The sequence below is a fragment of the Mycobacterium kansasii ATCC 12478 genome, assembly GCF_000157895.3.
GTDB lineage: Bacteria > Actinomycetota > Actinomycetes > Mycobacteriales > Mycobacteriaceae > Mycobacterium > Mycobacterium kansasii.
Genome location: NC_022663.1, coordinates 4,745,257 through 4,761,096, shown reverse-complemented (window position 1 = coordinate 4,761,096; position 15,840 = coordinate 4,745,257). Strand labels below are relative to the sequence as shown.

Annotated in this window: 11 protein-coding genes; 4 read left to right on the top strand and 7 right to left on the bottom strand. The window is 67.3% G+C overall.

The annotated features are described in order from the left end of the window. Position 1 precedes the first annotated feature (1 nt). Positions 2-856 (top strand): TOMM precursor leader peptide-binding protein, encoded by an 855-nt coding sequence (locus MKAN_RS20785; RefSeq protein WP_036391755.1) that lies wholly within the window; start codon positions 2-4, stop codon positions 854-856. 18 nt (positions 857-874) lie between these two features. On the opposite strand, the gene MKAN_RS30715 is transcribed toward MKAN_RS20785, so the two are convergent. Continuing rightward, positions 875-1,048, bottom strand: a complete 174-nt coding sequence (locus tag MKAN_RS30715) for a hypothetical protein (protein ID WP_023371764.1) — start codon at positions 1,046-1,048, stop codon at positions 875-877. 221 nt (positions 1,049-1,269) lie between these two features. Between MKAN_RS30715 and MKAN_RS20780 the strand changes: the two genes are divergently transcribed. Next, positions 1,270-2,613 carry a macrolide-binding ATPase MABP-1 gene (locus tag MKAN_RS20780; protein WP_023371762.1) on the top strand — a complete coding sequence of 448 codons (1,344 nt, stop codon included), beginning with the start codon at positions 1,270-1,272 and terminating at the stop codon, positions 2,611-2,613. A gap of 126 nt (positions 2,614-2,739) precedes the next feature. On the opposite strand, the gene MKAN_RS29910 is transcribed toward MKAN_RS20780, so the two are convergent. Both MKAN_RS29910 and MKAN_RS20775 read right to left on the bottom strand, forming a co-directional pair. Continuing rightward, positions 2,740-3,003 (bottom strand): WhiB family transcriptional regulator, encoded by a 264-nt coding sequence (locus MKAN_RS29910; protein ID WP_080674262.1) that lies wholly within the window; start codon positions 3,001-3,003, stop codon positions 2,740-2,742. Between the two features lie 430 nt (positions 3,004-3,433). Beyond that, the gene (locus MKAN_RS20775; protein ID WP_099184662.1) at positions 3,434-5,533 is read right to left on the bottom strand and encodes an ATP-dependent DNA helicase UvrD2; all 2,100 of its coding nucleotides are present in this window, start codon (positions 5,531-5,533) and stop codon (positions 3,434-3,436) included. Positions 5,534-5,706: 173 nt separating this feature from the next. On the opposite strand from MKAN_RS20775, the gene mrx1 reads away from it, so the two are divergent. After that, positions 5,707-5,961, top strand: coding sequence for a mycoredoxin Mrx1 (mrx1, locus tag MKAN_RS20770; protein ID WP_023371757.1), 255 nt, complete (start codon positions 5,707-5,709; stop codon positions 5,959-5,961). A gap of 186 nt (positions 5,962-6,147) precedes the next feature. Beyond that, complete coding sequence (locus MKAN_RS20765; protein ID WP_023371755.1) at positions 6,148-6,873, top strand: sensor domain-containing protein; 726 nt, start codon at positions 6,148-6,150, stop codon at positions 6,871-6,873. A 14-nt stretch (positions 6,874-6,887) separates the two neighbouring features. Here MKAN_RS20765 and nudC read toward each other — a convergent pair whose 3' ends face one another. From nudC to MKAN_RS20740, 4 genes are all read right to left on the bottom strand, one after another. Then, positions 6,888-7,817, bottom strand: coding sequence for an NAD(+) diphosphatase (nudC, locus tag MKAN_RS20760; RefSeq protein ID WP_023371753.1), 930 nt, complete (start codon positions 7,815-7,817; stop codon positions 6,888-6,890). 348 nt (positions 7,818-8,165) lie between these two features. After that, the gene (locus MKAN_RS20750; protein WP_023371750.1) at positions 8,166-9,236 is read right to left on the bottom strand and encodes a potassium channel family protein; all 1,071 of its coding nucleotides are present in this window, start codon (positions 9,234-9,236) and stop codon (positions 8,166-8,168) included. A 61-nt stretch (positions 9,237-9,297) separates the two neighbouring features. Further along, positions 9,298-12,582 (bottom strand): ATP-dependent helicase, encoded by a 3,285-nt coding sequence (locus MKAN_RS20745; RefSeq protein ID WP_225722953.1) that lies wholly within the window; start codon positions 12,580-12,582, stop codon positions 9,298-9,300. Continuing rightward, positions 12,573-15,728, bottom strand: a complete 3,156-nt coding sequence (locus MKAN_RS20740) for an ATP-dependent helicase (protein ID WP_023371746.1) — start codon at positions 15,726-15,728, stop codon at positions 12,573-12,575. The genes MKAN_RS20745 and MKAN_RS20740 overlap by 10 nt, the downstream gene beginning before the upstream one ends. Positions 15,729-15,840: the final 112 nt, after the last annotated feature.

Genomic DNA, 15,840 nt, shown 5'->3' with positions numbered 1-15,840 from the left:
CATGCCGCGGGCCATTCCCCCCTTGTATTCGCTTGATCCGGCGATGCCGGTGCTCCTGCGGCCCGACGGTGCAGTGCAAGTGGGCTGGGATCCGCGTCGGGCCGTGCTGGTGCATCCACCCGGCGGCCTGAGCGCTTCGTCGGTGGCCGCGCTGTTGCGGTCCATGCGCTCGCCGACACCGATCACCGAGCTGCAGCGCCAAGCCGTCAGCCAGGGATTGGTGGACGGCGAGGAGGTGGTGAACCTCGTCAGGCAATTGGTCGGCGCCGGTGTCGCGATCCGCGGGCATCGAGGTTGCCCGGGCCGCACGGCGTCGATCCGGATCCACGGTCGCGGACCGTTGTCGGACCTGCTGATGCAGGCCTTGCGCTGCTCGGGGGCGCGGGTCGGGCAGAGCAGCCAACCGCATGCCGCGGTCAGCAGCGGCACGGTGGATTTGGTGGTGTTGTCCGACTATCTGGTAGCCGATCCACGTTTGGTGCGCGATATGCACAACGAGGGCATTGCGCACCTGCTCGTTCGGGTTCGTGATGGCACCGGCCTGGTGGGACCGCTGGTTATCCCGGGCGTGACGAGCTGCCTACGCTGCGCCGATCTGCACCGCAGCGACGTGGACCGCGCGTGGCCGGCAATCGCTGCCCAGCTGCGCGGCACCGTCGGAGTGGCCGACCGAGCGACGTTGCTGGCGACGGCCGCACTGGCCCTCAACCAGGTCAATCGGGTGATCACCGCGGTGCGCGGTGAACAAGCCGACCACGATCCGCCGTCGGCTCTGAACGCCACGCTGGAGTTCGACCTCAACGCCGGCTCCATCGTGGCGCGCCAATGGACCCGGCATCCGTTGTGCTCGTGCTGACGGTGGCCGTGACGGCATCTAGCCGAGGCGGCCCTGCTCCGGGACGTTCGTGGAGACCGCGGCATAGGCTCTGGCCAAGTCGTCCAGCACGCCTTCGGTCAAGGTGCCGTCTTTGCGGTGCTTGTCCAGCGTTTCGATGATCGCCCTGAATAAGGCGTCGGCGGTGTCGTGCTGCGTTTGTTTTGCTGACATGGCTTTGGCGGTCCACCCTCCGGATGTGGGGATCGATGCGTCACACCGTTGCGACCTGCAAGAGACTACATAGCGGCTGTGCCCGCGGCGATCCGAAAATCCGCCCCGTTATCCGGCGAGCCCAAGGCGGGGGGGCCGTCGGTGCGGTGCTGAGCCGCCCAGGCCCGCCGTACACGCGCGGCCGGTTGATGCCGGATCAATACCCCGTTGGCGCAACCGTCATGGATGATGGGTATGTGTCAGACATCAAACGCGGCCGCGCTGCGCGAAACGCCAAGCTGGCCAGCATTCCGGTCGGCATGGCCGGCCGGGCGGCTCTTGGCTTCGGCAAACGGCTGACCGGCAAGTCGAAGGACGAGGTCACCGCCGAGCTGATGGAGAAGGCCGCCAACCAGTTGTTCACCGTCCTCGGCGAGCTCAAAGGCGGGGCGATGAAAGTCGGCCAGGCGTTGTCGGTGATGGAAGCAGCCATTCCCGAGCAGTTCGGTGAGCCCTATCGCGATGCGCTGACCAAGCTGCAGAAGGATGCCCCGCCGCTGCCCGCGGCCAAGGTCCACCGGGTGCTCGATGCACAGCTGGGCACGAAGTGGCGTGAACGGTTCAGTTCATTCGACGACACCCCGGTTGCCTCGGCCAGCATCGGCCAGGTGCACAAGGCGGTGTGGTCCGACGGCCGCGAAGTGGCCGTCAAGATTCAGTACCCAGGTGCCGACGAGGCCCTCCGAGCCGATCTGAAGACCATGCAGCGCATGGTCGGCGTGCTCAAGCAGCTCTCGCCGGGCGCCGATGTTCAAGGTGTGGTCGACGAACTGATCGAACGCACCGAGATGGAGCTCGACTACCGGTTGGAGGCCGACAACCAGCGGGCTTTTGCCAAGGCGTACCACGACCACCCACACTTCGCGGTGCCGCGGGTGGTGGCCAGCGCACCCAAGGTGGTGATCCAGGAGTGGATCGACGGGGTGCCCATGTCGGCGATCATCCGCAACGGCAACCAAGAACAGCGCGACCTGATCGGGACCCGCCTGATAGAGCTCACCTTCGACGCGCCACGCCGGCTAGGGATGCTGCACGGTGACGCCCACCCCGGCAACTTCATGTTGCTGCCGGACGGTCGAATGGGGGTCCTCGACTTCGGCGCCGTGGCACCACTGCCCGGCGGCTACCCCATCGAGCTGGGAATGACGATCCGGCTGGCCCGCGACAAGAATTACGACCTGCTGTTGCCGACCATGGAGAAGGCCGGTTTCATCCAGCAGGGACAGCAGGTCTCGGTCCGGGAGATCGATGAGATGCTGCGCCAGTACGTCGAACCCATCGAAGTCGACGTCTTCCACTACACCCGCAAGTGGCTGCAGCGGATGACCGTGAGTCAGTTCGACCGGTCGGTGGCGCAGATCAAGGTGGCGCGGCAAATGGACCTGCCGGCCAAGCTGGCGATTCCAATGCGGGTCATCGCATCGGTGGCCGCAATCCTCTGCCAGCTCGATGCCCACGTGCCGATCAAGTCACTGACCGAGGAGCTGATTCCTGGCTTCGCCGAACCGGATACGGCTGTGGTCTGATACGCGGTCGAGCCGGGCACGCGGCGCAGAACTTGCCGTCCGCGGCCCGTGCGCTTTCGCCGAGTGACGGCGCCGAATGTCTCCACAAGGCCGGGCCCGGCTCTTGGCGAGCCGGGTCCGGACCACCTAAGCGGCGACCTTGCGGGGACGCCCCCGCGGACGCTTGCGACTGACGATCGCGCCTCGCTCGAATATCTCGCCGCCCCAGACGCCCCATGGCTCGGCACGTTCCAGCGCGGCCGCCAGGCATTGACGCCGAACCGGGCACCCTGTGCACAGTGCTTTGGCGCGCTCGAGATCAGCTGGGGTGTCGGCGAACCATAGGTCGGGATTACCCACATGGCATGGCAACGCCGGCAGCCGATTTTTGGGGACTGTCAGTGCTGACATGTTCTGGCTCACCTGCTTCCTGGTCTTGGGGCCGTGTTTCGAAGGTGATCCGGACCAGGTGGGAGGTTGGCCCCCAACAAATTTGGCCACGGATCCTGGTGACTTCGGTCCGTGGCCATTAGGCGAATCTGGGCTGTTACGCAGTGTCTAGGTGTCTACGTTGGGCTCCGATCCACGGACGCGTCAGTCGCGGCGGCGACGCGGTGCTTAGCCGCTGCCGCCGGTGCGGCTGCGGCATGAGGGGTTCCCGCGGTTGACGCCGCGGCAGCCACGCTCGCACCGAACACGCTGATGTCGAGCATCGTGGCTACCCTCCTCTCGTACCGCTTGCGAATCTGCCAGCCCTCAACGCCGGCAGCAAAGTGCGTTTCGAGGGTAGTCGGTTACGGCTGCCGATGACAACCGATTTTCTGACCTGCGGTTTCGTTGCTCAGCGAGCCCGCCTGACCATGTCGAGCACGTCGGCTCCGTACTGTTCCAGCTTTCGGGCACCGATACCCGGAATGGCGATGAGCGCCTCGTCGTCGTCGGGGCGCATCTCGGCGATCGCGATGAGTGTGTTGTCGGTGAAGACGACGTAGGCCGGCACGTTCTGTTCCTTGGCGATGTTCAGCCGCCACGACTTCAGCTGCAGCAGCAACTCTTCGTCGACGTCGCCGGCACACGTTTCACATCGCCGCAGCATGACGGCTGCCGGGGTGATCAGCTCCTTGTTGCAGACCCGGCAGCGGGCAGTGGTCCGGTTGCGACGGGCTTTGCCCGCACCCGGTTCGGCACGCGTCTGCGGCGCAATGCCGTTGAGGAACCGTGACGGCTTACGGCTCTGGCGACCGCCCGGCGCCCGAGCCAGCGCCCAGCTGAGGGCCAAATGCACTCGGGCCCTGGTGATTCCGACATAAAGCAGGCGACGCTCTTCCTCGACCGGCTCACTGTCGGGGCCGTGCGCCAGCGCATGCGAGATGGGTAACGTGCCGTCGGCCAATCCGACCAGAAACACCGCATCCCACTCCAGGCCCTTGGCCGCATGCAGTGAGGCAAGCGTGACGCCCTGCACCACCGGCGGATGCCGCGCGTCGGCTCGGGCCCGAAGCTCCGCAAGCAGTCCCGGAAGCTGCAAATGCGGACGCTGCGCCACCTCGTCGTCGACCAGTTGCGCCAAAGCGGTGAGTCCCTCCCAGCGTTCCCGGGCGCGAGCACCTGCCGGCTCGTGTGCCGTCAACCCCAGCGGTTCCAGAACACCGCGGACCACGTCGGGCAATGCAGCATCGGTACCCCGGTCAGCGGCACGCTGTAACGCCACCAGCGCCTGCTTGATCTCCTGGCGGTCGAAGAATCCCTCGCCGCCGCGTACCTGATAGGCGATGCCCGCTTCGGTCAGCGCTTCCTCGTAGACCTCGGACTGTGCGTTGACGCGGTACAGAATCGCGATTTCGGAAGGCGCAGTACCGGATTCGATCAGCCGGCCGATCGACGCCGTCACGGCGGCAGCCTCGGCGGGTTCGTCGGGATACTCCTGGAACGACGGGGCAGGACCCGGCTCACGTTGGCCGGATAACCGCAACTTGCTCCCCGCGACTCGTCCCCGAGCGACTTCGATCACCCGATTGGCCAACGACACCACCTGCGGAGTGGACCGGTAGTCGCGCTCCAGGCGCACCACAGTCGCGTCGGGAAAGCTACGGGAGAACTCGAGCAGGAACCGTGGGGAGGCTCCGGTGAATGAGTAGATGGTCTGATTGGCGTCGCCGACGACCGTCAGATCGTCGCGATCCCCCAACCATGCCGACAGCACCCGCTGCTGCAGCGGTGTGACGTCCTGGTATTCGTCGACGACGAAGCAGCGGTAGCGATCCCGGAACTCCTCGGCCACCGCGGCGTCATTTTCGATAGCGGCCGCGGTATGCAGCAGCAGGTCGTCGAAATCGAGCAGGGTGACGCTGTCGTCGCGGACTTTGAGGGATTCGTATTCGGAGTAGACCGCCGCGATGCGTGCCGCGTCCAGCGGGGTGTCCCGACGCGCGGCCGCCACCTCGCTCGGGTAATCCTCGGGACCGATCAGCGAGGCTTTGGCCCACTCGATCTCGCCGGCGAGATCCCGGACATCATCGGTGCTGGCCTGGAGCCTGGTGCGGCTGGCCGCGCGGGCCACGACGGCGAACTTGGTGTCCAGCAACTGCCAGCCGATGTCACCAACCACGCGTGGCCAGAAATATCGCAGCTGGCGATGCGCCGCCGCATGAAAGGTCAGGGCCTGCACCGCGCCGACGCCCGAACCGACCTGCGCCGCGGCGCCCAGTGCCCGCAGCCGCGCGCGCATCTCCCCCGCCGCGCGCTGGGTGAACGTCACCGCCAGTACTTGGCCGGCAGCCACATGACCACTGCTGACCAGGTGGGCGATCCGGTGCGTGATGGTGCGCGTCTTCCCGGTTCCGGCTCCGGCGAGCACACAGAGAGGTCCGCGAGGAGCCAATACGGCTTGGCGCTGCTCGTCGTCCAGTGCGGCGGTCAGTGCGTCTGCGACCATCGGCATAGCGTCCATCTTGGCAGTGGCGGCCGACAAGCCGGGCGTTTCGACGCGCCGCCGGGCGCGGCCTGCGTCGCCGCCGGTGCCGCCGGCTCGCCAGGGCTGCCCAGTAAGCGGGTGATGCCCTCGCTCCGGCCCACTCGGTGGCCCGCATGGCCGCCGGGCTACGTTTACCAGCTATGACCAACGCTGCGCTCACCATCTACACGACGTCATGGTGTGGCTACTGTTTCCGGCTCAAGACGGCGCTCAAGACAGAGGGGATCACGTACACCGAGGTCGACATCGAACACGACAGCGCGGCCGCGGAGTTTGTCGCCGCGGTCAACGGCGGCAACAGGACGGTCCCGACGGTCAGGTTTGCCGACGGCTCAACGCTGACCAACCCGAGCGCAAACGTGGTCAAAGCCAAACTGGCAGACGTCGGCGGCTGAGGCGGCCCGGTGTCGGCCATTCACCCGGCGCGCCAGACACGGGCCGTCGCCTGGGCAAAGGTGCCCAACAAGAGGTCCGGTCGCCCGTACGATAAGAATTACGGCGTCGACCTCCGGGCATAACTCGCCGGTACCATAAGCGCCACCCAACCGCGGACGGCGGTCCGCAGAAAATGGCTATCAACGATGAGGCCAACCGGCTCAACCCGCTCGGGCGTGACATATCTGGCGCTCCGGCTGAAGTGGCAAGCGGCAGATATTCGCGTCGCCCTTGCCGGCACGGGCAAGTCGCTGTTCATCATCTGCACTGCGCTACTCGTGATCACCGCGTGCTCGCACAAAGGGACTTCAGCGAAGCCGAGCACCACCACCACGCCGCTGTCGGGTGCCGATGCGTTGATCATCGGCGTCGAAGAGGTACGGCGTATCGCCAATTACGAGGAACTGACCGCACATTCACACGCGGACTTGCGTCATCCGCCACCAGGCGACCTGAACGCGCCGGGCCCCTGCCGGGCGGCCGGGACCAGCGATCTCACATTCGCCAGCGGCTGGATAGAGTTCCGGAGTGCCGGCTACAGCGGCGTCACCGACGAAATACGCCCCGGCGGCATGGCTCTGGTGGATTCGGTCAGTCAAGCCGTTGCCATCTACCCGGACGCGAATGCAGCGCGCGCAGCACTCGAGCAGCTGGAAGCGTCGCTGAACGCGTGCATGGCATTACATGACCCCAAGTACACGTTCAACGTGGACAAGCCGGACCCCGCCACGCTGCGGATCACCGACCAAGGATGGAGCCACCTGTACCGCGTCAAGAACGCGGTGTTGATGTCTGTCGGCGTATTGGGCATCGAACCAGCTGAACGGATCGCCAATACCGTGCTTGACGCGATCTGCGATCGCGTCAAGTAGTCGATCGCGGCAGTTCAGTCGCGCGCCGCCGCCCAGGATTCGATGATGATGCGGGCAATCGAGACGGACCCCGGTAGTCGCAACTTCGACTCTGATGAGGTGGTTGTCCAGTCGCCCGCGTCCAGCGCCGCACGCACTTCGTCGCGGGTGAACCAGCCGGCCTCGGCGATCTCGCCGTCGTGGAATGAAAAATCTTGATCCGGGTCGGCTACGGCATGGAAGCCCACCATCAGCGAGCGCGGGAACGGCCAGGGTTGGCTGCCCAGGTAGCGCACATCACGGACGGTCAGACCGATTTCCTCACGGATCTCGCGGGCCACGCATACCTCGAACGATTCACCCGCCTCGACGAAGCCTGCCAGCAGGGAGAACATCCGCGGCGGCCATGCCGCTTGGCGGGCCAATACCGCGCGATCACCGCCGTCGTGAATCAGGCAGATCACCGCCGCGTCGATACGGGGAAACTCCTCGTGACCGGTGATCTGGCTGACGCGTGACCATCCGGCCCTGGCGGGTTTGGTCGGGCTGCCATCGACCGGGCTGAATCGCGCGGTGTCATGCCAGTTCAATAAAGCCAATGCCGACGACACCAATTGGCTGCTGGTGTCATCGATGATCTTCCCCAGCCTGCGAAGGTCCACTACTTCGGCCTCTACATCCGGATCCTCGGGGGGCTCCAGTGCGCCCCTGATCGCCCAAACGTGACGATCGCCCGCGATGCGACCCAGGAACACCGCCTCCGGCGGTGGCTTGTCGCCCAGAGTGGCCGCCGGACCCAGCACCGCTCGGCCTTCGGCAACCAGGACCTGGTTGCGCGAATCCACCCGCAGTAGCGCCGCATCGGCCCAGCCGGCAGCCGCCGCGTCGACATCGGTACGCAAGTGGTCGGCTCGGTCGGCGCCGATCCGCGACAGGAATGGAACGTCCCGCAGCCGGAAGTCCACGCTATGCCCTGATGCCCACGCGGCGACCCGCCACGCCCGGCTCCGCCGAGCTTGCGATCGCCACGGAACCCACCACGCGGCGACCCGCCACGCCCGGCTCCGCCGAGCTTGCGATCGCCACGGAACCCACCACGCGGCGACCCGCCACGCCCGGCTCCGCCGAGCTTGCGATCGCCACGGAACCCACCACGCGGCGACCCGCCACGCCCGGCTCCGCCGAGCTTGCGATCGCCACGGAACCCACCACGCGGCGACCCGCCACGCCCGGCTCCGCCGAGCTTGCGATCGCCACGGAACCCACCACGCGGCGACCCGCCACGCCCGGCTCCGCCGAGCTTGCGATCGCCACTAGTGCCCCGTGTTGCGGACGTAGAGGAGACGGTCGTCGGCCTCGATGGCGTCCACCTCAGGTGCTCCGATACGCAATAGTTGTCCGTTGCGGACGACGCCGAGCACGATGTCCCCCAGATGCCGCGGCGAACCGCCGACTTCGTTCGGCTCCACCTCGCGTTCGGCAATCGCCAGCCCGGTATCCGGCGTCAACAGATCCTCGATCATCTGCACAACGCTGGGTGTGGTGGTGGCAAGGCCAAGCAATCGGCCGGCCGTCTCGGAGGAAACCACCACCGAGTCCGCCCCCGATTGCTCGAGCAGATGCTGGTTTTCGGCCTCCCGGATAGAAGCCACGATCTTGGCCTTGGGCGAGATCTCGCGGGCGGTCAAAGTCACCAACGCCGCCGTGTCGTCACGGCTCGCGGCAACGATGATCGAGGCCGCATGCTGAGCACCGGCCAACCGCAGCACGTCGGATTTGGTGGCGTCGCCATGTACGGTGACCAACCCCGCCGCCGCCGCACGGTCGAGGGCCGTCCGGTCGGTGTCGACGACGACAATCTCACCGGGGACCACCTCGTCGCCGAGCATCGCGGTAATCGCCGTTTTGCCTTTGGTCCCATAGCCGATGACGACGGTATGGTTGCGCACTCTGTTCCTCCAACGCTGGATCTTCAGTGCTTGCCGGGACGTCTCCGTGACCACCTCGAGCGTCGTCCCGACCAACAGGATCAGGAACGCGATGCGCAGCGGTGTGATGATCAAGACGTTGGTCGCGCGCGCGAATTCGGAAATGGGTGTGATGTCGCCATAACCGGTCGTCGACAACGTCACCGCCGAGTAATAGAGGCAATCCAAAAACGTCAGTTCGTCGCCCTGTGAGTCGTGGTATCCGTCCCGATCGACGTAGACGGTAATGGCGCCGACCAACAACGCCGTCAAGGCAATGGCCACTCGGCGGGTGATGATGCGCGCGGGACTGGCCCGACCCGAAGGAATGCGCAACACGCCGACGAGTGCGTAACTCGGCTGGACCGTCAACCTCTCGTCGAGACGCCTCAGCCGCCGCCAACTACCTTTCGCCACGGGAATCCGTCATCGGCTGATCCCAAAGCACGACACAGGCACGAGAAACATGTAACCACGATCAGGTGTCGCAACGGCGAGCGGAGTCAGCCAGCAGCGCGGCCAACGCCGCACCGTCGGGCAACTCATCGGGAACAACGGTGATGCCACTGCGGACGTAGTAGAACGCGGTGCGTACCGATGACTCCGAGCAGCCGAGCAGCGCAGCCCACGCCAGCCGGTAGACGGCCAACTGGACGGCGGCCTGCCGCCTGCCTTCCGGCCCGCGTGGCGGCTCACCGGTTTTCCAGTCGACCACGGTGACGCCGCCGTCGGGGTCGGCGAACACCGCATCGATGCGGCCGCGAACCACGGTGTCGCCAACCGGCATCTCGAACGGCACTTCTACCGCGATGGGGGTGCGAGCAGCCCAGGGCGATGCGGTGAAGGCCGCCCGCAGTTTGGCCAACTCTTCGGCGTTGCTTACTTCAGGGTCGGCGGCACCCGGAAGGTCTCCGAGATCGAACAGCAATTCGGCTCCGTAGAACCGCTGGACCCACGAGTGAAAAGCGTTGCCCAGCAAAGCCTGCGGATCCGGACGCGACGGCAGACGATGGGCTAGCCGCTGCCGCGCCTTCGCTGGATCGCGGCCCAGCTCCACCAGACCGCTGACCGACAACTGGCCCGGCAGCTCGCGGGCCGGCGGTTGCACCGCCCGCGCACGTTCGGCCAGTAACGCATCGACGTCCTGGACCCACCCCTCGGTGTCAGCGACCCCGGCGTCGATCACTTCGGCCGCTGTTGCCTCAGCCACCAGCCGGGCCCCGCGTTCCACGTCAGCGCGCCGCGCGCCCAGCGGTTCAGCTGGCCAGACCGCTTGGATAGCGTTGTCCCGCAATGGGTTACGCTCACCTTCAGCCGGTGCGGGAGCCCATTGGTCCACAATCCCGCACGGATCGCCGGCCGCAACCGAGTGATCGATGATGTCTTTGACTTCGCAGAGAAATTCCGACGGCCCGCAAGGCTTGACCCCGGTAGCGCCCCACTGGTGACCCGATACCAACAGGGTGTCCTCGGCACGAGTGACGCCGACATACAGCAGCCGGCGCTCCTCATCGACACGTCGCTGATCGAGCTGACGACGGTGCTCAGAGATCTTGTCCGACAGCTGTTTTCGATTGGTCACCGCCGAGGTGTCCAGGACCGGGATACCGAGCACCCCGGTCGAGACGCGGTCGCCGCGCAGCAGTGGTGGTAGCTCACCGGGGTCGGTTAACCAAGTGCTCCGCGACGCGGTCGACGGGAAAACTCCACCCGACAGGTGCGCGACCGCCACGACCTGCCACTCCAAGCCCTTGGCGGCATGCACGGTGAGCACCTGCACCCTGTCGCGTGCAACCGCCGGCTGCGCGGGGGGCAGGCCGTTTTCCACTTCTGCGGCCACGTCCAAGTAGGCCAGCAGACCAGCCACCGACGCCTTTGCCGGCACTTCCGTGCACGACGAGGTAGCCCGCTCGGCGTATTTCGCTACCACGTCCGAGAAAGCGTCGAGATGCTCGGTGCCGGACCACTCTGCGGTAGCGGCCGATTTGGCGCGGGCTTCGCAGTCGACACCCAGCACGCGGCGCACCTCGGCAACCAGATCCGGCAGGCAATGGCCGAGTTGTGCACGTAGCAGTTTCAGTTCGCCGGCCAGGGCCACGATGCGCCGGTACCCTGCCGCCGAGTAGCAGTCGGCCGGACCCGGGTCGCTGAGCGCGTCGGCCAGACATGGGGTGTCGCTATCCGGGCCGGCTGCCGCCGCAATCGACTCGGGCGACGATTCGTTCGGGCCGCCCGCCAGGCCCAGCGCGCGCCGCCATAGCGCTGCCAGGTCCCGGCCACCTAGCCGCCAGCGGGGACCGGTCAGCACCTGCATCGCCGCGGTTCCGGCCGTCGGCTCGGCCACCAGACGCAGCATGGCCACCACGTCGGCGACCTCTGGAATGGACAACAGGCCGGCCAGCCCAACCACTTCGACCGGGATCCCGCGAGCACGCAGTGCATCGGCGATGGGTGCCGCGTCAGCGTTGCGGCGCACCAGCACGGCTGCGGTAGGGGGGCCGACCCCGTCGGCCCGAGCCCGCAAATAGCGCCGCTGAAGATGGTCGGCGATCCAGTCACGTTCGGCCTGCACATCGGGGAGCAGTGCGCAGCGAACGGTCCCGGGCGGGGCGTCCGGGCGTGCCCGCAATGCACGCACCGCGACCGATCGCCGGCGCGCCTCCGCGGAAATGGCGTTTGCCAGGTGCAGCGCTCGCGGCGGGTTACGCCAACTGGTCCGTAGCTCCAAGATCGGCGCTGGTGTGCCGTCGGAGAGAGGGAAGTCGGTGGTGAAGCGCGGCAGGTTCGTCGCCGAGGCACCGCGCCAGCCGTAGATCGACTGAATCGGGTCCCCGACCGCCGTGAGCGCCAGCCCGTCATCGACTCCGCCGCCGAACAACGACGACAAGGCGACCCGCTGGGAATGGCCGGTGTCCTGGTACTCGTCGAGCAACACCACCCGGAATTGGTTCCGCAGTTCGCGGCCGACCTGCGGGAACGACGCCGCCAGCCGTGCGGCAGACGCCATCTGCAACCCGAAGTCCATCACCTTCTCGGCCCGCATGCGTTCTAGCAACGCATCCAGCAACGGCACCAACTCGGCGCGCTCATTCTGGGTGGCCAGCATCCGCAGCAACCACTGGCTGGGGGCGCGGTCGCGCTGATAGGGGCCCGGCGGCAGGGTGTGCACCAGTCGTTCCAGCTCAACGTGGGTGTCGCGGAGTTGCCCGGTGTCCACCAGGTGCTCAGCGAGCTGGCCCCATAACCGCAGCACCATCGCGGTGACCGCCGCCGGGGTCTTCTGAGTACGCAACTCACCGCGATATCCGTTGACCACCTCGAACGCCAGCTGCCACAGCTCTGTCTCGGTGAGCAGGCTGGTGTCGGGCTCGACGGGCAGCAGCAATCCGTAGTCACGCAGCAACGACCCGGCGAATGCGTGGTATGTGCTGACCACCGGAGTGCCCGCGGACTCGCACGCCGCCGCGCCGGGTTCCAGCCCGGCCAACCGCGCCAGTCGAGACCGGACGCGGCGCAGCAGTTGGCCGGCGGCCTTTCGAGTGAACGTCAGGCCCAGCACCTGGCCGGGTTCGGCGTAGCCGTTGGCGATCAACCACACCACCCGCGCTGCCATCGTCTCGGTCTTGCCGGCTCCGGCCCCGGCGATGACCACCAGTGGGCCCGGCGGCGCGGCGATCACGGCCGCCTGCTCCTCCGTGGGCGGGAAAAGCCCCAGTGCACAAGCTAATTCGGCGGGGCTGTAGCGGGCATGATTCACAGCGATGACCTGTCGGTGTGTGCCGGACAAAACGGACGGATCGGGCAGTTCGAGCAACTGTCGTTGCGTCGGGCGATGAACTGCGGCCCGGCCATCGCCTCGGCAGCCTGCCGCACCAGACCGCGCCATTGATCACGGGTGGCCGGCGTCAACGGATCCTGCTGGCGTTCAGTGGCGCCGGTCGTCGCGCACTTCCCGGGATAGACCAGACGCGCACCACCGGGCTCGTCCCCTGCGGGCACCATCCCTTCGGCGACCGCCAGCTGATACATCGCCAGTTGCGCATGCTGTTGGGCATCGTCCTTGCTCACCGGCGTCTTGCCGGTTTTGACGTCGACGATCACCAACCGCCCCGCGCCGTCGCGTTCGAGCCGATCGACGCGGCCGCGCAGCCGGATCTTTCCGCCGTCGTCGCGGCGGGTCTGCAGGACGCCGTCCACCTCGATCTCGACGCCGACCTCGGTCAACTCACCACGGGTCCGCGCTCGCCACTCGACAAACGACTGGATCATCGCGCGGTGTCGGGCAAGCTCATTGGACGAATACCAGCTCGCGTCGAAGGGCAACCGCCGCCACACCCGGTCCAATTCGGCCAGCAGATGAGCTTCACTCCGGCCCGGGCCGGCGATCAGCGCGTGCAGCACCGAACCGACGGCGGAGCGCAGCTCACGCGGCTTGGCTCCGCCGTGGCGTTCGGTCAGCCACCGTAACGGGCACTCGCTGAGCGTCTGGAGGCTCGACGGCGTCAACGTGACCACATCCCCACTGCCGTACAGCGGTTCACTGGTGCTGACCGGGATCAGCCCGTGCCACCCGTCCGGGTCGGCCCCTGCCACACCGGCCATGGCCAACCGCGCCAATTGCGTTGCCGCACACGCACGAGCCGCGTCATCGACCGTGCCGTCAGGTGCACACACGACAGCCCGTAACCGACCCACCACCGCCGCGGCCGACAGGACACGCGGTGCCGACTCCGCCTGCGCCGCCGCGGGTTCGCCGCCACCATCAGCCAAACGGGCGATCTCGAAAAAGAATGCCGACGGTAATGCCGGTTCCTGGCCGCCTCCGCCGGCGTCATTGTCGACGGCTGTCACCAGCAACCGGCGCCGGGCCCGACCCATGGCGGCCACCAAGAGCCGGCGTTCCTCGGCCAGCAGCGGCGCCCGGGCAGAGGCGCTTTGGGTGACGCCGTCGAGTTCATCGAGCAGCCGCTGGGTAGCCAACACACCACCACGCGGAATTGTGTTGGGCCACAGCCCTTCCTGTAATCCAGCTATGACAACAAGATCCCATTCGTGTCCCAGGGCGGCGTGTGCGCTGAGCACCGTCACCTGTTGTGTCTGCGATACCGGCTCGGCGCTGACGGGTGGCAGCTGCAGAGCGGTGACATACTCGATGAGTCCGCGCAGGGACGCACCCGAAGTTCGGGAGACGTACTGGTCGGTGATGTCGAATAAGGTGGTCACCAATTCCAGATCCCGCGCGGCCTGGACACCCGCCGGGCCGCCGCGCTCGCTGGCCGTCAGCCAGCGACTTTGCAGACCTGAGCGGTGCCACGCCGCCCACAGCGTGTACCGCGGATCTTGACCCTGACGGTGACACCGTGCGGCCGCGGCGAGCACGGCACGCACTCGCCGCAGCGGGCCGGCCTGCGGCCCTGAGAACTGCGGGTGCGATTCAGCTTCGGGGGAAAGCGTCTGTGCCAGTACGTCACCGAAATCACCCGGTGAATCGCCGGACCGGCCCCGCTGCAGCGTCCGCCGCAGCTGGCGGAGCGTAACCGGGTCGACGCGGCCGATGGGCCCGGTGAGCAGGGCCAATGCCCGCTCACCGGTGAGCCCGTCAGCGGTCGCAGCCAAGACCGTGAGCAGCGCAGCCGGGGCGGGTTCCTGCGACAACGACCCGCCCATCGTCGGCATGGCCACCGGGACTCCGGCCGCAGCCAGTGCCCGGGGCAGCCGCGCGGCGGCGCGCGGCACCGACCTGACGATCACCGCCATCTGCGACCACGGCACCCCGTCGATCACATGGGCTCGTCGCAGAGTATCGGCAATCATCGCCGCTTCGGCATGCGCCGAAGTGGCCAGCCGCACTGCAACCGAACCGTCCTGTTCCCCGGTGCCCTCGATCTGTTTTCCGGCGCTGCCACCGGGCAACCGCCGGGTGATGCCACTGACGGCACGCGCCACCGCGGGCGCGCAGCGATGCGACACCGTCAAGGTCACTAAGCGTCCGCCATCGACAGCGCCGCCCAGTAACCCGGCGGGCTCGCCGCCGCGGAAACCGAATACGGCCTGGTTGGGGTCACCCGCCACCACGGCACGTTCGGTACCCGCAACCAGCGCGCGGACCAGCCGGGCTGCCTGCGGATCGAGTTGCTGAGCATCGTCGACCAGCAGCAGCCGGACACGGGCGCGCTCGGCTGCCAATAGTCCCGGATCGACCGCAAAGGCGTCCAACGCCGCCCCGACGAGTTCAGCGGCGCCCAATGCCCGTGCCGTCGCCTGTGGCGCCGCCATCCCGGCCGCCGAACGCAGCAACATCACCTGCTCGTATTGGCGGGCGAAGCGGCCGGCGGCAATCCATTCTGGGTGCCCGCAGCGACGGCCCAGCCGTTCCAGATCCCACGGATCTACGCCACGCTCAAAACAGCGTGCCAACAGATTTCGCAATTCGTTGGCGAATCCGGCGGTGCTCAGCGCCGGCCACAGATGCTGCGGCCAGGCGGATTGTGAGGCCGCTGCGTCCTCGAGGTCGCCGGCTAGCAGCTCGCGGATGATCGCATCCTGCTCGGCACTGGTGAGCAGCCGCGGCGGCCCCTCACCGGTACGCTCCGCGTTCCGTCGCAATAGTGCATAGGCGTAGCCGTGCACGGTACGCACCAGCGGCTCGCGGACCGCCGACCGGCCGGATCCAATCCTGCTCGACCGCAGCAACGCCGACGTCAACGCGCTGCGTGCACGTATCCCCAGCCGGCCCGAACCGGTAAGTAGCAGAACCGATTCCGGATCGGCACCCGCGGCGATATGCGCAACCGCGGCCTCGGCCAGCAGGCTGCTCTTACCGGTCCCGGGGCCGCCCAACACGCGCACCAACCCGCGCATTCCCGGCACGAGCAGCTCGCGCGCCTCGGCATCCCAGCTCAATGACATAGCCGCATGCAACCACGAGGGTCTGACAAGCTCTGGCGGCCAGGGCCGGTGAAGCCCCCCGGGGGCGGGGTCGGTCTCAACTGATCGAGCGGCCTCAACGGCGATCGAACGC